General features: G+C 63.2%; 19 protein-coding genes. 10 read left to right on the top strand and 9 right to left on the bottom strand.

Annotated features, from left to right (window positions below; translation table 11 throughout):
• Positions 1 to 46: 46 nt before the first annotated feature.
• From JOE48_RS09415 to JOE48_RS09385, 7 genes are all read right to left on the bottom strand, one after another.
• Positions 47 to 430, bottom strand: a complete 384-nt coding sequence (locus JOE48_RS09415; RefSeq protein WP_210029371.1) for a hypothetical protein — start codon at positions 428 to 430, stop codon at positions 47 to 49.
• 81 nt (positions 431 to 511) lie between these two features.
• On the bottom strand, positions 512 to 907 hold the full coding sequence (locus JOE48_RS09410) for a hypothetical protein (RefSeq protein WP_210029370.1): 396 nt from the start codon (positions 905 to 907) through the stop codon (positions 512 to 514).
• A gap of 9 nt (positions 908 to 916) precedes the next feature.
• Positions 917 to 1,822 (bottom strand): hypothetical protein, encoded by a 906-nt coding sequence (locus JOE48_RS09405; RefSeq protein WP_210029368.1) that lies wholly within the window; start codon positions 1,820 to 1,822, stop codon positions 917 to 919.
• 94 nt (positions 1,823 to 1,916) lie between these two features.
• Positions 1,917 to 2,363 carry a hypothetical protein gene (locus JOE48_RS09400; protein ID WP_210029367.1) on the bottom strand — a complete coding sequence of 149 codons (447 nt, stop codon included), beginning with the start codon at positions 2,361 to 2,363 and terminating at the stop codon, positions 1,917 to 1,919.
• A gap of 43 nt (positions 2,364 to 2,406) precedes the next feature.
• On the bottom strand, positions 2,407 to 2,646 hold the full coding sequence (locus JOE48_RS09395) for a hypothetical protein (protein WP_210029366.1): 240 nt from the start codon (positions 2,644 to 2,646) through the stop codon (positions 2,407 to 2,409).
• Between the two features lie 139 nt (positions 2,647 to 2,785).
• Positions 2,786 to 3,163 carry a hypothetical protein gene (locus JOE48_RS09390; protein WP_210029365.1) on the bottom strand — a complete coding sequence of 126 codons (378 nt, stop codon included), beginning with the start codon at positions 3,161 to 3,163 and terminating at the stop codon, positions 2,786 to 2,788.
• A gap of 396 nt (positions 3,164 to 3,559) precedes the next feature.
• The gene (locus JOE48_RS09385) at positions 3,560 to 4,756 is read right to left on the bottom strand and encodes a hypothetical protein (RefSeq protein ID WP_210029364.1); all 1,197 of its coding nucleotides are present in this window, start codon (positions 4,754 to 4,756) and stop codon (positions 3,560 to 3,562) included.
• 471 nt (positions 4,757 to 5,227) lie between these two features.
• Here JOE48_RS09385 and JOE48_RS09380 point away from each other — a divergent pair, with 471 nt between their 5' ends.
• The 4 genes from JOE48_RS09380 (at position 5,228) to JOE48_RS09365 (ending at position 8,058) form a co-directional block, all read left to right on the top strand.
• On the top strand, positions 5,228 to 6,361 hold the full coding sequence (locus JOE48_RS09380) for a hypothetical protein (RefSeq protein WP_210029363.1): 1,134 nt from the start codon (positions 5,228 to 5,230) through the stop codon (positions 6,359 to 6,361).
• Between the two features lie 62 nt (positions 6,362 to 6,423).
• A complete protein-coding gene (locus JOE48_RS09375; RefSeq protein ID WP_210029362.1) occupies positions 6,424 to 6,696 on the top strand; it encodes an HU family DNA-binding protein in 273 nt (90 codons plus the stop codon).
• Positions 6,696 to 6,899: a hypothetical protein gene (locus tag JOE48_RS09370; RefSeq protein WP_210029361.1), complete on the top strand. Its 204-nt coding sequence runs from the start codon at positions 6,696 to 6,698 to the stop codon at positions 6,897 to 6,899. The genes JOE48_RS09375 and JOE48_RS09370 overlap by 1 nt, the downstream gene beginning before the upstream one ends.
• 139 nt (positions 6,900 to 7,038) lie before the next feature.
• Entirely contained in the window at positions 7,039 to 8,058 is a 1,020-nt protein-coding gene (locus tag JOE48_RS09365) for a hypothetical protein (protein WP_210029359.1), read from the top strand.
• On the opposite strand, the gene JOE48_RS09360 is transcribed toward JOE48_RS09365, so the two are convergent.
• A complete protein-coding gene (locus JOE48_RS09360; RefSeq protein ID WP_210029357.1) occupies positions 8,059 to 8,529 on the bottom strand; it encodes a LexA family protein in 471 nt (156 codons plus the stop codon).
• Between the two features lie 571 nt (positions 8,530 to 9,100).
• Positions 9,101 to 9,448, bottom strand: coding sequence for a hypothetical protein (locus JOE48_RS09355; RefSeq protein ID WP_210029356.1), 348 nt, complete (start codon positions 9,446 to 9,448; stop codon positions 9,101 to 9,103).
• 90 nt (positions 9,449 to 9,538) lie between these two features.
• Here JOE48_RS09355 and JOE48_RS09350 point away from each other — a divergent pair, with 90 nt between their 5' ends.
• From JOE48_RS09350 to JOE48_RS09325, 6 genes are all read left to right on the top strand, one after another.
• Complete coding sequence (locus tag JOE48_RS09350; protein ID WP_210029355.1) at positions 9,539 to 9,823, top strand: hypothetical protein; 285 nt, start codon at positions 9,539 to 9,541, stop codon at positions 9,821 to 9,823.
• Positions 9,824 to 9,946: 123 nt separating this feature from the next.
• The gene (locus JOE48_RS09345; RefSeq protein ID WP_210029354.1) at positions 9,947 to 10,408 is read left to right on the top strand and encodes a hypothetical protein; all 462 of its coding nucleotides are present in this window, start codon (positions 9,947 to 9,949) and stop codon (positions 10,406 to 10,408) included.
• A gap of 55 nt (positions 10,409 to 10,463) precedes the next feature.
• The gene (locus tag JOE48_RS09340; protein ID WP_210029353.1) at positions 10,464 to 12,161 is read left to right on the top strand and encodes a terminase large subunit; all 1,698 of its coding nucleotides are present in this window, start codon (positions 10,464 to 10,466) and stop codon (positions 12,159 to 12,161) included.
• 2 nt (positions 12,162 to 12,163) lie between these two features.
• Positions 12,164 to 13,588, top strand: a complete 1,425-nt coding sequence (locus JOE48_RS09335) for a phage portal protein (RefSeq protein ID WP_210029352.1) — start codon at positions 12,164 to 12,166, stop codon at positions 13,586 to 13,588.
• A complete protein-coding gene (locus JOE48_RS09330; protein WP_210029351.1) occupies positions 13,588 to 14,646 on the top strand; it encodes an HK97 family phage prohead protease in 1,059 nt (352 codons plus the stop codon). The genes JOE48_RS09335 and JOE48_RS09330 overlap by 1 nt, the downstream gene beginning before the upstream one ends.
• Before the next feature lie 93 nt (positions 14,647 to 14,739).
• Positions 14,740 to 16,155: a phage major capsid protein gene (locus JOE48_RS09325; RefSeq protein WP_210029350.1), complete on the top strand. Its 1,416-nt coding sequence runs from the start codon at positions 14,740 to 14,742 to the stop codon at positions 16,153 to 16,155.
• Positions 16,156 to 16,231: the final 76 nt, after the last annotated feature.

The following is a 16,231-nucleotide window of genomic DNA, read 5'->3' as shown; positions in this document are numbered from 1 at the left end:
CGATCGTCTTTTGCGAGAGGTGCTCAGCTATTTCCACGACTGGGTGTCAGCCATTTCCACGGGTGGGGATGGCCTCTTCCTCAATCAGCACACCCGGCTCGGATTCCCATTGGTCGTCGAATTCGCCAGCGAGGCGACGCCGCTCGACGTCGGCAACGAAGGCCGCTTGGCGCTCCGTCGCCTCGGCGACGCTGAGGGCGTATTCATAGGCCACCGTCCGGGCGCCTGGCAGCTTCAGCAGCCGCAGGATGAGGCCCACGAGATGCGGGATATCCTCTTTCCCTGAGATCCAATCCCGGACGCGCTGAAGCGGCACACCGTAGACGAAGGCAAAGCGCTGGACCGACCAGCCGAGACCGGCAATCCGGTCGCGGGTCTGGAGCGCGTTGAGGCGTCGGTAATTCCAGCGTCGCGACATTTGCAAAGGCATACGGGACCTTTCCGGGCGGCGCCACGGGAACAGAGATCGAACCGCAGGAGCGCGGATTGCTTCGGGTGGGGGTAATCAGGATCAGCCGGGCGGCCAGCGGAACAGCCCGATCAGCGTGCGCGCGGCGCGCCGTACGATTCCCACGTGTGGGGGTGGGGCGTTGTCGTTGGCGATCAGCGCGGCGGCGTTCGGAATTGCCCCGGGTGGGTATTCCGCCAGGAACAGCTCGCGGCCATACGGCGTCAGGATCGCTGCTGGGCCCACGTGGGACAGGATCTCGCCCGCGCGGGCCGCGATCTCGGGCCCATGCGCGGCCAGCCATTGTTGAGCGTAGACGCGCCGGGCATCCGCCATCGTCTGCCGATAGGTGAGGCCGGCCAGCATCGCCGCTTCAAGGGCAGGCAGCAGCGCGGCCACCAGGATCCGCGCCATTGCCTCGATAGGATCAACCGGGCCGGGGCTGTGCGTGCGAGCCATGGCGATGCCCTACAGGACAGGAGCGGCGTGCAGCACCACCGGCGGGCGGGAGCGGCCGGGAATGAGCGGGTGGACCCACGAGAGCGGCACGGGTGCGCCTCGGATTGCCTCGGGTGGGTGAGATCCGGCGATTGCCTCGCGTGGGGTCCTGGCCGGCGTGAACGGATCAGCGGCGACCATGTCGGTTTTCTCGCCCTCATCGGAGGCGGCAGAAACTGACATGGCCATTCCCACGGCTGGGGCCGGCCTGCCGCAACTGGACCGAAAGCCGCAATCGCGTTTGCATGGCATGGCAACGGTCGGACACAGCGCCATTGGCTCAATATGCGCGCCACCGCCGCGCATCGCCCCGACAGGGTGCGGGTCCCGCGGTTCGCCACCGGCAGGAATGGCTTGCTGCTCAACGACATAGGCCGCGGGCGCGTCGAGCTCGCCACCATGCTCGCCAAGAGCGCCGGCTTCAGCGGGTTCCGGCTCGCGCGTGGTCTCGATCACAACCGGCGCGGCCCACTCCAGCAACACCGATTCGACCACGGCCGGCGCCACGTAATCCCAATGCGGCAACTCGATCCGGAGCAGCGGCTCAGCGGCGGCCTGAGCCACGCCGCGGGCCGCAGGGTGATAACGGCGCGCGGGCGGATACCAAGCCACGGCGCGCGGCCGATAACCGTGCTGCGTCGGTTGCCAGTCGACCCGGATTTCAGCCTCACCGTCCGGAATCTTTATACCGTCGCGAGCTACGAGCCATCGGGCATAGTCGACCGCCTTCGCGTCTGCGCACGGGTCGCCTTTCTGCGGGGCTGTGGTGAGCTTGTGGCGGCGATCAGCGGCCAAGGCGCGCTTGTGCCAGCCGGGCTTGCGCGGGAGCGTTCCGGCGGCACCGGGCAGCAGGTCGAGGGCAAAGGGCTTGGCCATGGTCGAGGGCTTTCCGATAGCGGCGCACAATCGCGCCAGAGTCCGCATGGTGCGGCTGTGACCCTCTCCCGAATGAAAGAGGGCCAGGGTCGCATCAGGCTTGGTCTCGGAATATTGGGTGATCCGGCTGCAACCCCTTATGCTTCTCGCTGCCGAGGATGATTACCCGCGCCAAAGCTCTGCGGCGCACTTCGTTCAACCAAGCTTCTAGCTGTTCTTCGGTGACATAATAGTCGTCAACAGGGCCATCTTCCTCGATGACCGCGAACGAAAGGGTAGCATCTAGGTCGATTAAAGTCGCCTTCATCATGCCGGGTGCGGCAAAGTCTGGGTCACAGTATATTTCCTGATTCATCACCGAATCAACACCATCACCAAACCCTTCATTGTAGAGCCTGTCCAGATCCTTTTCCGCTTCGTAGAGCGCTCTTCTAGCCCTATGGATCTCTTTTTCGATCTGCTCGTAAAATGCGATCTGACTCGCTCGCGAGGCATCGATCCAACGATTCCGCTCTGAGTGTTCAATTTTAAATCTTGGCATTCGATCTCACCGTCGGGACATCGACCATTTGTGACCTGAGATCTCAGGCACATGCGAACGTTGTATCTTGGGTGATATCAAAAATTTCCGCCAGCAGAGCCGCAGCCCCGACGCTCAGGCAAGCGCGCCGCTGTGCTTTGTCGATCGCCTCGAGGATGGCTGCGGACGGATCTCGGTCGCACGACTCTATCGCGGCCTCGACATAGGGCACCCAAGATGCGGCCTCGCACGTCTCCGCGTGGGTGTAAGGGGCGACGGAGCCGCCCAGCATGGGATTGGACATGGTGCCTCGCATGGCGCCGCACGATCGCGGCATGGGGGGAACTTCTCGGCTCAGAAAAAAATCGCCACGAAACCGCAGACACCCGCGGTCATCAGGACGAAGGCCAGCAGCTCGCCGGCGGGCTTGAGAGCGGAGCGCATCAGCGGGCGGCCTCAGCCGTGATGTAAGTCGCCGCGTCGCCGTGCCGGACGTATTTTGAGAAGTAGCGATCACCGATCCGGGCAAATTGCTCGGTGATGCGGCCGAACTGGAATTCCGACATGTTGAATCGGAAATCACAATCGCCGCTGCCGCAGTAGACCGGCGGCAGGCAATTGAGCATGTCGTCGAACCGCTCCGCCGTGATCTCGGCCGCGGGCTTATCGAGGTAAGATGCTTCGCGCTCGGCGGTCCAGTCATCGCAGGGGATGATGCGCCATGTGCCGCCGCGCTCGGCCAGCAGTTCCACGACGCGCGCCTCAGCGGCCGGCATGGTCTCGCAGTAGGACTGCGGATAAGCAGCGCCGGTCTCGATCACGTAAAAATCGGTCATTGTCGGTGCCTCAAGATGCGAGCCACAATCGGCTCTGTAGTTCTGGTATAGTTAGATCACGCGATGTCTGAACAAGTCAATAACGCCTCGCGTGATTACTGGCGGAAACTCGCGCTTTCAGTGCGTCGAACGAAGAAAGGCTTCCTTCCGGGCGATGCGTTCACGGCGGGCGCGGCGAAAGACACGCTTGCGGGTGCTGACGATGCTCATAGGGATATCCAGGTTGCGCGGCACGATCGCCGCTTGGTCCGCACTGTTGCGGCTGGTGCGCCAGGTCGTGCCCGGCGCACGGGTCGCATCAGGGACGGGGAGCCGTGAGAGCGTACAGGCCGCAGCTCGCCAAGAAGGCGAACGCGGCGAGCAACTGCAGAGCGCTGGCCATCAGGCCGCCCGCCCCATGTCATTGCAGCTCGCCACGATCACGGCGCCATCTGCGGCCACATACAGGACACCGAACCCGGCGCCCTCAGCCGACCCCATGAAGGCGTTTGCCGCGTCGTCTCCTTCGATCCGGCGCGCAGTCGGATAGTCGCGGCCCTCGAACCGGGAGAACGGCGCGGGCTGAGGCGCGGGCGCGGGGCTCTCGTCGACCTGCAGGGCCGACAGAACGCACTTCGCTGCATATCGGCCCGCGTTGTTCAGGTGCCTTTGCCATGCGCCCTCAGACGGAGCCCACCGGAAGCCGTTGCTCTTGAGCAGGGTGCGGGTCTCCTCGTCCGGCTTGCCCGGGAAGATGAGCTGCACGCGCGCGGCGTCAGGGTTCTGCCGGATCGTCAGAGCACCCGCGGACGTGTTGTGCTGCGTCTCGACCGTGCCGCGCGCGGCGTTCGCCTCCAGCGTCCGGAGCCGGCCCTCGAGGCGCTTAATCTCGGTGAGCTCACCGGACAGGGCATAAGCGGCAAAGCCCTGGCCCATCCACCGCTCAGGCGGGTTTACGATGCGCTCGCAATCGGCGCGGCTGAAGCCGGTTGCGCCAGCCATCGCCAGAATACGGGCCTCGATCTCCTGCCCCTTGGTCTCCCGGATGACGGCATTGGCCGTCTTCATCCGCGCATGCGTCGCCCGGCGCTGCTCAATCCTGGCGCGAAGCAGAGACGCGGCGTCGGGATTGTTGGCGCGGATCGCATCTCCGGGCGCGCCGTGCGGCCAGGCCGTCCGCTCGATGGAGCGGAGCGCCGCTTCGGTGTGCGCGCGAATCGCGTCATAGGCCTTATCGCGCGAGGCTTGGCGCTTCTGATTGCGAGCGGTCGGGAAGTTGGCCGGGCCCACGATGAACCAGGACATGCAGCGGGCTTCCATGGCCCACGCGCGCCGATGCAAGGCCACGTGTCGCTCAGCGAACCGGGCCGCCTCAGCGACAAGGTCGACGGCCCCGCCCTCGCTCGCCAGCTTGTCGAGGCGGCCGCCGAAGTAGTTCAAGCCGTTGCACAGGTCGCCCAGCTCGATACGGGCGCGGCGGTCCGGGAAGTGCGTGAGGGCGTCGAAATTCCCCGAGATGCTGTTGGCTGTGATCGTGGCTGAGAAGGCGCCAGCGGAGACGGAGAGAACGTCGTCGGCCAGGGTGGCGAGTGTCGTCATGGTCGTGAGCCTCTGAAGCGCTCCACAATCGGAGCTGAGAGCGAACCTAATCACCGCATTCGCTGTGTCAACGGCAATTCGACGCGAAAAGCAAGTAACGTCGCAATCAAGCGTAGTGTTGACGGCACGCTTTGGCGCTCGTTCAGATCAGAAGGGATGGCCGGGTGCGATTAGGGAAAGTGCTTGGGGGAACGCGGACCGCATGGGAGGTCAAAAACCGAGATCATGTACTTTAAAATTTCGCCACCATCACGGAATTAGGACAGCAAATCCCCAGAGTTTGCGACTGATCAACACCTCGCTACTCACCAGGCGACGTAGTGCACAGAGATCTCGCTTTCTGAACTTGATTTGGTCTGCCCAGCGGCAGAACGGAAGACTGCTGAGGAATGCCGCTTGTCAACCGTGGGATAGGTAAATAATACTCCCGAACGTTGCATATTCCCAACGCACTAACCGAGGATCGATGTAATGAAGCGACTTGCTCTGTGTAGCATTATCGTTTTGTCGAATTCAAATATTTGTCACGCTGTTGATGCGACCGATATTTGTTTGTCCATGGTGAGAGACGCAGCGAAGAACGTAGGACTCAAAACGGATAGTCGTTCTTACCTTGGCACAATATACAGTAATTATTGCGAGCAAAACGGAAGCGTAAAATCTAGCTCAAAATCTATCGGCATATCTATTTTGGAAATTCCGGCCAGTCTGACAGCGGGAGCCACAGACTCCGAAACAAAGGTCAAAAATTTTTGCAACAACTATCAATCTATGGCCGCCGAGGAGACCGCTTCATTAGATTATTCTTCAATCGTAGTGAGTAAGTCCTTGGATGCCGCGAATCAATGCCTTGCGATAGCGAAAAACACGAATAGCACAATCTCATACTCGATCCTCACTCCAGAGACTGTTTCGATTAAATTCTCGATTGCGCCGGGAATGAACCTCGATCTGCGAGGCATTTCACACGACGCATCAGTAAGCTGTGTTGGCAGCAAGATAGCCGAAGGAGGTGGGCCATTCACATACAGTACAGGTGTCGGGCAGATGATTACGGCAGCTGCAGGCTCATACAACGTTAAGTGCGACAGGAAACCCGCCGTAGAGATTGGAGGCATCAAGCATTTCAGCCAAACAGCAATAGTCGTCGATACGAATGGGGGAGGTGTGGATATTTACTGGCCACAGGATGCAATCCTACCATTGACGACTGCTACTCAAATAAATTCCAAGATGGATGATTTGAATGAAAAATTAGAAGGGCTTGGCCGAAGTGTTTCGCTCAACAGTTTACCAATAGGGTCGTTGATACCTTGGTTCGAGAAGAATAAGACTCCGCCGAAAGGCTGGACAAAATGTGACGGAAGCGAAATTACAAACTGTCCTGATCTGCGCGGTCTCTTTTTATTGGGCAGCTCATCTGACACGGTCGGAGATAAAGGCGGCAGCACAAACACGGCCATTACAGTGGGCGGTAGCAATAACGCTTGGCCTGATGGTGACGGCTGGAGTAAAAATGGAGGCCACTACAAAGCAAGTTACAATCTCGACATTCCGAAGCCGCCGTACGTTTCTGTCTTATACATCAAGAAAATATCGGAGTGACCTCGCGCTTCTCTCCTTCCCCAGATGGGCAGTGCGGTCGTGCGGTGCATTGGAGAGCGATAATGACGAGCAACGGTTTCGTTGCCCGTTCGGCCGAGAAGGCGGACGTGACGAAGGGCAAGGCGAGCGCGATGCTCTCGGCCCTGAGCGATCTAATCCACGTGGAGCTGCGGAGCGGTCGGGATGTTGTGATCCCCGACGTCGGCCGGTTGCACGTGAAGGCGGTGGCCGAGCGCCGCGGCATCAGCCCGGCGACGAAGCAGCCCTACACCAAGCTCGCGCACAAGGCGGCGAAATTAAAGCCCGCGAAGCCGCTCTCCGACGTCGTGGCCTAATGGCCGGCGTCCATACTACCTATGCCTCGCAGTTCGCGCTCGGGCAGAAGGTGTTCATCGGCGAGGATGAGGAAACGGTCGCCACGGCGACCGGCATCATGTGGAAGGCCGAAGCCCGGCAGGTCGAGGTCTCCTGGATGAATAACGGCGCGCTTCAGTGCGTCTGGGTCTCGCCGACCATCCTCAAGGCCGCAAAGCGCTGAGCAACGTTTCCGGCCGCGGTGGTTCACATTGCTGCGGTCGCGTTGCCTTGTGAGGAAGGGGCGGAGTGCCATAAGCTGGTCACTACGCCCGCTGACGTTCGAGGCTCCCTGGCGTCGGCGGCACATCCAAGGACCACCCGTGCCAGCATCTCCGCTATCGCTTCTCGCCAATCCAAATCAGAATGGACCGGTAGGCGCAGATGCGGTTGAGGTTCGAGGGGCTCAGCTTGGTGGCGCATGCCGAATTACCAGCACTGCTGAGGCACGCCTTCCGCATCTGTCGGAACATGAGCTAGCGCGGGTACGCTATGCAATCTGGAAGAATAATCAGCAGGGATCGGTCCCGCGTGTTGATTACAATTATCTCGAAAGGGCCAGTCAAGCCCGTGGGCCTTCTTTTGAGCAAGCTGCCATTGACATGCTGGGCGCAATACACCGCCGCAGTTCTAGATTAGGCGGCTTGGTTCGTCTTTACGACAGCCAGCAACGCGACAGGGCAGAACAAGAACTTTGCACGATTGGATGTATAAATACAAAGCAGGAAAACGACGATATTAACAATGGGACCGCCAAGCATCAAGTTCAATTCTACATAGATTATCTGCACGCACAAGGTTATCTAAGGAAGACAGTGGCGGACGGCGGCTTCTCTTCTGTTGGTCTGACGCCGGCGGGGATTATTTACTTAGAAAAGTTGCAGACCAAGATTGCTGAGTCCCAGCAGGCCTTCGTGGCGATGTGGTTCGGGGCACCGATGGGACAAGTATGGCAAGACGGTTTCGACCCCGGCATTCGAGGGGCGGGTTATTCGCCTATGCGCATTGATCAGCACACTCACCAAAACCGCATCGATGACGAAATTATCGCGCAAATTCGGCGGTCGAGATTTCTAGTCTCAGATTTCACTACCGGACACGTGACGACTTCCTCGGGCGGCACAGAGTTGGTGCCTCGCGGTGGCGTTTACTTCGAGGCTGGGTTTGCTCTTGGATTGGGTATTCCTGTAATCTGGACCATACGCGGCGATCAGATTAACGGCTTACATTTCGATACACGACAGTACCCACACATTCTGTGGAACGACGCGGCCGACCTCAGAACGCAACTTCACGCGCGGATCGTTGCGCTAATTGGACAGGGACCATTGCCGGCAGTCTGATCAGGCAGCGTCGCGCTCCATGATGAAGTCGCGGAGTGCCATCGCAATGATCCGTTCCGCTGGCGCGTTTGTCTCCTGTGCGATCTTTCGCAGCCGCGTGTGCAGGTCGCGCTCCAATTCCACGACATAGGTGCGCTTCTTCCTGGTGCTGAGCAGCTTCGCCTTGTCCAGCGGCGGATGCTCCGAGATCGCGCCGAGCACCACCGTGTGCCTGACGATCCGCTCGACCTTGCGATCGACGAAGGCCAGTGGCGGCGCTCCGTCTGGGATCGCCAGTGCGCGATGTCCGCGCCCGATCCTGATCAGATAGCCATGCTCGATCAGCCTCTCGACAACTCGGTGAGCGCCTGACTTCGCCTTGATGCTGAGGTGTTCGGCGATCTCCTGAAGCGTCGGGCACTCCTCCTGCGCCTCGATCCGTTGCCGGATGAAAGCCAGCCCCAGGCATTGCCGCTTCGTCAGCCCTCGCATCCGCACCCTCCGATTTATGCACCAAACGATGCGACAATCTGTCATTGATCCAATTTGTGCATCAATTGAAACGGCATAAATGGGAGTCATACGAATCCCTTGCGCTGCTACGTTGAACCAGTGCATTGAAAAGACTCGCGAATTTCCGGTTGCCATACCGAACGGTTCGCGTCATGTGTTTCGCCACATCCAGAAATGTGTCTGCGGGCAGCGATGCCGAAGGTTCTTCCGGGCCGCCGCCCCCCGCGGGCGCAGGTGGTCCGAACGCCGCGCACCTCCCCCCGCGAGCGGGGGTATGACAGCCGGTGGGACCGACTGTCGGAGCAACATCGTCGGATTCATCCCTTCTGCGGCTGGTGTGAGCAGGAAGGGCGTCTCGAATTCGCGAAGTTGGTCGACCACAAGTTTCCGGTTGCCGACGGTGGCTCAATATTCGATCCGGCGAATTGGTGGGCGCTCTGCTCCCGTCACCACGGAATGAAGGGGTCGATGGAGATCTATGCCCGACGGCTCGGGCAGCTCGATCAGTTGCCGATCTGGTGTGACGATCCGAGCGCCCGGCCATCGCGGTTCAATTCAGGCTCGCTGAGCCATTAATGAAGGCGAGCAGCGCCGCGTTGATCTCGGCCATGCGCGCGGGCGGCGGGCGGCGGAACATCGGCGAGTAGCGATCCTCAGCCCCGACGCTACCCATCATCGGAACAGCGATCGGCTCATCGATCACCAGGGTCCCGCCGCCGGGCTTCGCGAGGCTCTCGCAGGGCGCGGCGGAGAAGGTGGATCCAGGAAACGCGGCTTTGAGGCGATCGAGGAGCTGATCGCGCAGGCTCTCATCGTCGAGGATGGTCGACGGCAGCAGGAGCATGAACTGCGTTGTCTCGGGACAGCCGGCGAAAGGGTCACGGCGGGCGGCGGGCATGCTGCGCTCCATCGGCGTTTGTTCTTTTTTCGTTCTACTCCCAGAGCGAGTCAATTCAGGGCCGCGGCTCTGTGGATAAGGATTTCAGCCATGGCCATTCTGATGTCCGCGGAGAATCCGACCGGCGCGAAGCTCGAGGAGCATCTGCGTGACCTGATCGGGGAAATCGAGGCGAAGTGCGCCAAGATCGCCGACGATCCGCGGAACGTGGCCAAGGACGTCCACCGCAACAACCGGGACATCATCGCCCGGCTGCGGGACTGCGTGACGCTGCAGGAGCACAGCCAGCGGATCTTGGCGGAGACCGTCGGCCCGGATCAGGGACCCACCGGCACGCCGCGGATCGGCAAGGGGTCGCCGGGCTTCGGCGCGTGACAGCACATTGGGGCGGCGCGCAGTGGGTTCTAGCGACCGTCCTGATGCTTGCCACGCTCGCCCCTATCGCGGTCCGCGCGGCCGGGCTGAGCCGCAAGTCGAGCCGGGAGTGGGGCGGCTGGTATGCTGGCCAGCTTCTCGGCCGAGCGGCGCTCATCGCCGTTCTGGCATGGGGCGGTTTCTGGAACTGAGCGGAATGGCGTCATGCCCAAGGCCAGTCTCGCGCAGGTAGGGCAGGGCGATGCGAAGGTGGTCGCGCATCCGGGCTTTCGGGAGCTGCCGGCCTGCCGCACCGCGCTCAAGACTAAGAAGGCGCAGCGCACCTACGACGAGCTCGCCCGGTTAATCTGGAACGCCGGCCGGCTGTCGATCGACACGCACATGACGCTGTCGACTTATGCCGGGCTGCTCGACCAGATCGAGCGGATCGAGACCGAGGGGCTGAAGCCCCGGGCGTCGTGGTTCACGGGGCTGCTCCAGGCACAGAAACGGCTCGCGCTCGATGACCTCGACAAGCCGATCTCCGCGCCGAAGGAGGCGCCCGTCAACCGGTACGCGCGCTTCGGTTTCGCGGGAGGTCGCTGAACAACGTTTCGCCTGGGTCGACCTGAAGGGCGATCTAATCCCTGATTACGCCGGCATGGCCGAATGGTACGCCCAGGCCGTCGTACAGGGTGCGGTGGTGGCCTGCCGCTGGGAACGGCTCGGCTGCCACCGCTTCCTCCACATGCTGCAGGAGGCCAAGAAGCCACGCAGCGAGTTCGTCTTCGACTCGGACCGGGCGAACGATGCCTGCGCGTTCATTGAGACCCTGCCTCACATCAAGGGGTTCGCCGGCACGATCGTCCTCGAGCCGGTGCAGTGCTGGTGGTTGGCGGCGATTTTCGGGTTCCGCGAGCGCGACACCGGGCGGCGCTGGGTTCGCGAGGTGGCCTTCTGGGTCCCGCGGAAGAACGCAAAGACGGCGCTCTCAGTCGGGATCGTCCTTTACTGCCTGAATTACGAGGGCGAGCCGGGCGCCGAGGGCTGTGTCGCGGCCGGATCCGAGAAGCAAGCCGATATCCCGTACCTCGCCATCCGGCAGACGCTGGAGAAGGAGCAGGAGCTTCGGTCCTGGCTGATGGCCAAGGACACGACGGAGACGATCAAGTTTCGGCGCACCGGCGCTGAGTTGAAGCTCCTCGCGGGTCGCGCGCCGAACCTCGACGGCCTCAACCCGCACGTGGTGCTGGCCGAAGAGGTCCACGCGCAGAACCAAGACGTCATCGGCGTGCTGAAGAGCGCGCAGGGCGCCCGGCAGCAGCCTCTATGGCTGGGCATCTCGACGGCCGGCCGGAACGCCTCGGGGCCGGCCTACGACGGCTGGAAGTCGGACCAGCAGGTGCTGGAGGGCAAGCTGCGAGCGGACCGGGTGTTCGTCGCGATGTACGCAGCGGATCCTGGCGACGAGGACAACCGTTTCGACCCGGGCGTGGTCGAGAAGCTGAACCCCCTATACGGGATCTCGCTGAACCCGACCTCACTGGAAACCGAGGAGCGCGAGGCCCGGAAGAGCGAGGCGAAGCTCCAGGAGTACAAGCGTACCCGGCTCAACATCTGGAGCCGCGCCGCCGGCAACCTCTTCTCGGTTGAGCAGTGGGACGCCTGCGGGGATCGGAAGTTGACGCTGGACGCCCTGCGGGGCTTCCCGATGTTCGTGGGGGTCGATCTCGCGAGCCACTCGGATCTGAACGCCGCCTGCTTCCTGATCTGCGTGGAGGACGTGCTCTATGCGGTGTTCCGGTACTGGCTACCGGAGCGCTCCCCGCGGTTTCAGGATGACCGTTACGCGGACCAATTCACGGCCTGGGTGAAGGATGGCCATCTGACCCTGACGAAGGGCAGCCACGTCCACCACCCGACGATCCGGAATGACGTGCTCGGTATGATCCGCGGGCACAACGTGGCCGGGTTCGCCTTCGACCAGCATCAGGCCGACTACCTCATGGGTGAGGTCGAGGCCGAGGGCTACACCGCCTACATCGTCCCGAAGGTCGCCCGGCACATCACCTACGCGACCGACGACATCATGACCCGCCACGCGGAGCCGAGCCGGTTCCAGCACGACGGGAATCCGATCTCATCGTGGATGGCCGGCAACGTGGTCGGTCACCGGGACGCCAATGACAACGTGCTGCCGAAGAAGGAGCAGCGCGGCTCGAAGCAGTCAATCGACGGCATGGACGCGCTGATCTCGGCGGATGCCGCCCGCCTCCAGGCGGACGCCGGGAACATCACCTCCGGCATCAAGGTCGAGAAGCCTTCGATCTACATGAACCGCGGCCTGATCGGATTCTGAACATGGCGCAGACCGAAGCCGAGATGTGGGCGGGCCTCGCCAAGTCGGACGAGGCGGGTCAGCTCGTCTACTCCGGCCCGGCCCAAGATCCGCGCGAGGCCATCGCCCGCGAGATGTACGATCGCGGATGGGACGATCTCGGTTTTCTAGGCGTCGGCTCAGGCTACTATCAGGGCAGCGCCATCGGCCTTGCGCTCCTGATCCAGTGCGCCGACGTGAAGGCCAGGGACATCTCGAAGGCGGAGATGCTCCAGTGGCGCCGGAACGGCCGCGGCTGGCAGATGGTCGAGCCGCGGAAGGGCGAGGTCGCCTACCACCTGATGACCAAGCCGAACGGAACGGCGATGACATGGCCAGAGTTCTGGCGGATGGTCGTGCTCCACCTGGAGGTGGCGCAGAACGCCTACGTCTACACGCCGCGCGACCGTGAGGACACGATCGAGGAGTACATCCCGATCATGCCGGGCCGGGCCCGGATGCGCGTGAGCGACCGAGGCAACATCTTCTACGAGATCGTGGCCGCCACCGAATATGAGCGTGCAGCTCTCGGCGACACGTACCTGATCGTGCCCGAGCACGAGATGATCCACCTGCGCGGGCGGCTCCTCGACGGCGTCAACGGCCTCTCGAACCTCGCGCTGGGCGCCCCGAACCTCGATCTCCTGTCCGCGATTGGCCGCTACCAGACCAAGCTGTTCGGCAACGACGGCAAGCAGCCCTTGGTGTTCGAGACGAAGGAGGGCTTCCCGAATTCGGACCAGGGCGAGGCGTCCTTCCGGAGGCTTAAGGATCAGCTCCGAGAGGCCGCGCGCCGGGCGAACAGCAGCGGCGAAGCGATCCTGCTGGAGGCCGGCCTCACTGCGAAGCCCATCGCCATCAACTCCAAGGACGCCGAGAGCAAGGACAGCTTCACCCAGGCGGTGATGCGGATCTGCGGGCTGATGGATGTGCCCCCGCACCGGATCTACGCGCTGGAGGCGGTCGCCTACAACAATATGTCGGCGATGAACCGGCAGTACGTGAACGACTGCCTGATGCCGCTGGCGGTCAACATCGAGACCAAATTCCGGAATCACTCCCTGCCGGAAGATGAGTGGCCGATCTTCAGCCTTCAATTCGACCGCTCGGCGCTGATGTCGAACGATCCGGACACGCTGGAGAAGCTGATCAAGGCCGGCATGAGTTCCGGCCTGATGACCTTCGATGAGGGCCGCGAGGTGATGCCGTTCCGGCTCAACCCGCTGAAGAAGGGCGGCGACCAGCGCACGGTGCCGGTCAACATGAGCTTGGTCGACGCTGATGGCGTCGTCGTTCACGCGGCCACGGGCCAGAACCCGACGCAACCCGGCGCCGGTGAAGGCGAGAGCCCCGACAACAACGCTGGCAAGGCGGGCCCGCGACTCGTCCACACCGCAGGAGCAGCCTGATGGCCTCGAAGCGCGTCTCAATCGACGAATACCTCGGCTCGCGCGGCTACGGCGGCGTCGAGCGCAAGAACTTCGCCCGCGATGACGGGCTGGTGCTGAAGGCGCTCCCGGCCGCCATGGTCGAGAAGGCGAAATTCGACAAGGAGGCGGGCACCATCCGCTTCGTTATGTCGGCGGAGATCGAGGACCGGGATCGCGACATCGTCGTGCAGGCCGGCCTCGACACCGCGCAGTTCGAGAAGAACCCGGTCGCCCCGTGGGGCCACCAGGCGCGTGACATGCCGGTCGGCCAGTGGTCGGACATCACCAAGACGCTGACCGGCCGCCCGAAGCGTACCGAGGGCACGTTGAAGCTCACCAAGGGCGAGCCGCAGGCGGACCGGCTGGCTCTGCACCTTGAGGCCGGCTCCATCCGTGCATGCTCAATCGGCTTCATGCCCAAGACCATCGAGCGGCGTGAGGTGCCGGACGACGCGGATTACTACTACCCGGGCTACATGATCCACGAGGCCGAGCTCTACGAGTGCTCTCCGGTCTCCATCCCGGCCAACCCCGCTGCACTGGCGAAGGCCGCTGCTGAGGGGGACGCCCTGTCCCGTGAGATGATCGAGCGCGTGCTCGACTGCTGGGATCTGAAGGACGGCCTGATCATCCCGCGGAAGGCATTCGAAGACGCCTACGACGTCGGCACCAAGGATCGCACGATGGTGCTGTTCCAGGGCAAGTCCTTCGAGGTGAAGCAGGGTGACGACGGCGCCCCGGTGCTGGCGCCTGTCGAGCCTTCCGCCGGCGAGAAGCTCGTTTCCGGCATCGAGACGGACGAGGGCCTGCTGAGCCGCTTGGCCAAGGCGCTCGGCCTGAAGAGCAAGACCGGCGAGGCCGACCCGGCGCCGAGCGAGGGTGGCAAGAAGCCCGCCCCGGAGCCGACGCCCGAGCAGAAGCTGCGCGAGCAGTTTGCCAAGGATATTCCCGCGCTCGAAGCGCGGCACGCATTGCTCGAGGCCGCCTCCCGCGAGGCCGCCCTCGACGAGGAGATGGCGCTGCACGGCGCCGCCTGACCGGCCGCACCTCCAACCGGAGCCCTTCGGGGCGCATCACAACTGGGCCGGCGCTGGTGCGGTGCGCGGTCTTTCCAGTCATGGAGAAATCAGATGACGTTGGCTGAACTGCGCAAGCGCCTGAAGGATGGGCGCGCTTCGCTGGTGGACCTGAAGGCCAAGGCATTCGCCGAGACCGCCTCCGCCGACGACCGGACCGCCTACACGACGGGCCTCAAGTCCTGCGAGGACACGCTGGAGTTGATCAAGCTCGCCGAGCGTGATCAGGCGATCGAGGCGGCCGCCAGCAAGAGCGCCGACGAGCCGGCCGGCGGCGGCGAGGGTGGCCAGGGTGGCGAGCGCCGGCCCTACGCGGCCCCCGCCAAGCAGGTGAAAGACAACCAGAAGCCGCTCCTGCCGGTCGCCGCGCAGGCCAAGGCCGCCATTCTCAACAAGCGGTCGCAGGAGAGCGGCTCCGACGAGCGGATCAGCCCGGTCGAACTGCTGAAGCAGGAAGGCTACGGCGAGGTGCTCAAGGAGTTCGACGCCAAGGCGCGCGAGCAGCGCTTCAAGGCCGGGCTCGCCTCCAACGTCTCGGGCAGCGTGCTCCTGCCGCAGCCGGTCGCGGACGAGATCATTCCGATCCTCTACCCGACCGCTACCTTCCTCCAGGGCAATCCGCGCCGCGTGCAGCTCATCGGCGGTACGTATCGGCAGGCCCGCGGGGTTGGCTCGGCGACTGCGGCCTACGTCGGCGAGGGTGCCAAGAAGCCGGTCGGCGCGCCCAGCTTCGACGACATCGACATGCGGAGCCACAAGCTCGCCGGCATCGTCTACATGACCAACGAGGCGGCCAAGTGGACCATCGGCCGGCTCGAGGAGTACGTCCGCAGCGACCTCCAGCGGGTCATGGGCCTGAAGATGGACTCGGCCATGTACTTCGGTACAGGCGTCGGGGCCACGCCGACCGGCATCTTCAACCAGGCCGGCATCACCGTCCTCGATGGCTCGGGCACCACGCTCTTCGCCGACAACCGGGCGCCGACGGTGCAGGAGCTCGACCGCGTCGCGTCGCGCATGATGCTGGCGATGACCGGCGCCAACATCGTCCGCTCCGACACCTGGAAGTGGACCATGGGCTACCGCTTCCAGCAGTACCTCGCGGACCTCCGGGACGGGAACAACAACCTGATCTACCCGGGCGTCGACGATCCGACGAACCCGCGGTGGAAGGGCATTCGGATTCTTGTGTCCAACCAGTTCGCCGAGAACGGCGGCACCAACACCGACGAGGGCGATCTGGGCCTCGTCGACTTCGGGCACGTGCTCTTCGCCGAAGAGGAGGGCATGACCATGAAGACCTCAACCGAGGCGACCATCGACGACGGCGGCACGCTCGTCCTGCTGTGGCAGCAGAACATGAGCGCGATCCTGTGCGAGATGCAGCACGACGTGACCCTGGACCAGCCCAAGGCCGCGGTCCGGCTGACCCACGTCCGCGCCGGCTCGCCGTCCACCACCGCTGGCTGATCGCCGTCCTCATAGCCGCGCGCTGGCTACGGCTGGCGCGCGGCACGCCGCGGCGACGTCTTCGCCGAGCACCGCA

Source organism: Methylobacterium sp. PvR107 (genome assembly GCF_017833295.1).
GTDB lineage: Bacteria > Pseudomonadota > Alphaproteobacteria > Rhizobiales > Beijerinckiaceae > Methylobacterium.
This window is presented reverse-complemented; position numbering and strand designations above follow the sequence as displayed.

Excerpts from the sequence above, each read along its gene's own strand:
- JOE48_RS09415 (WP_210029371.1), bottom strand. The coding sequence starts at position 430 with ATGCCTTTGCAAATGTCGCGACGCTGGAATTACCGACGCCTCAACGCG.
- JOE48_RS09410 (WP_210029370.1), bottom strand. The coding sequence starts at position 907 with ATGGCTCGCACGCACAGCCCCGGCCCGGTTGATCCTATCGAGGCAATG.
- JOE48_RS09405 (WP_210029368.1), bottom strand. The coding sequence starts at position 1,822 with ATGGCCAAGCCCTTTGCCCTCGACCTGCTGCCCGGTGCCGCCGGAACG.
- JOE48_RS09400 (WP_210029367.1), bottom strand. The coding sequence starts at position 2,363 with ATGCCAAGATTTAAAATTGAACACTCAGAGCGGAATCGTTGGATCGAT.
- JOE48_RS09395 (WP_210029366.1), bottom strand. The coding sequence starts at position 2,646 with ATGTCCAATCCCATGCTGGGCGGCTCCGTCGCCCCTTACACCCACGCG.
- JOE48_RS09385 (WP_210029364.1), bottom strand. The coding sequence starts at position 4,756 with ATGACGACACTCGCCACCCTGGCCGACGACGTTCTCTCCGTCTCCGCT.
- JOE48_RS09380 (WP_210029363.1), top strand. The coding sequence starts at position 5,228 with ATGAAGCGACTTGCTCTGTGTAGCATTATCGTTTTGTCGAATTCAAAT.
- JOE48_RS09375 (WP_210029362.1), top strand. The coding sequence starts at position 6,424 with ATGACGAGCAACGGTTTCGTTGCCCGTTCGGCCGAGAAGGCGGACGTG.
- JOE48_RS09370 (WP_210029361.1), top strand. The coding sequence starts at position 6,696 with ATGGCCGGCGTCCATACTACCTATGCCTCGCAGTTCGCGCTCGGGCAG.
- JOE48_RS09360 (WP_210029357.1), bottom strand. The coding sequence starts at position 8,529 with ATGCGAGGGCTGACGAAGCGGCAATGCCTGGGGCTGGCTTTCATCCGG.
- JOE48_RS09355 (WP_210029356.1), bottom strand. The coding sequence starts at position 9,448 with ATGCCCGCCGCCCGCCGTGACCCTTTCGCCGGCTGTCCCGAGACAACG.
- JOE48_RS09350 (WP_210029355.1), top strand. The coding sequence starts at position 9,539 with ATGGCCATTCTGATGTCCGCGGAGAATCCGACCGGCGCGAAGCTCGAG.
- JOE48_RS09345 (WP_210029354.1), top strand. The coding sequence starts at position 9,947 with ATGCTGGCCAGCTTCTCGGCCGAGCGGCGCTCATCGCCGTTCTGGCAT.
- JOE48_RS09340 (WP_210029353.1), top strand. The coding sequence starts at position 10,464 with ATGGCCGAATGGTACGCCCAGGCCGTCGTACAGGGTGCGGTGGTGGCC.
- JOE48_RS09335 (WP_210029352.1), top strand. The coding sequence starts at position 12,164 with ATGGCGCAGACCGAAGCCGAGATGTGGGCGGGCCTCGCCAAGTCGGAC.
- JOE48_RS09330 (WP_210029351.1), top strand. The coding sequence starts at position 13,588 with ATGGCCTCGAAGCGCGTCTCAATCGACGAATACCTCGGCTCGCGCGGC.
- JOE48_RS09325 (WP_210029350.1), top strand. The coding sequence starts at position 14,740 with ATGACGTTGGCTGAACTGCGCAAGCGCCTGAAGGATGGGCGCGCTTCG.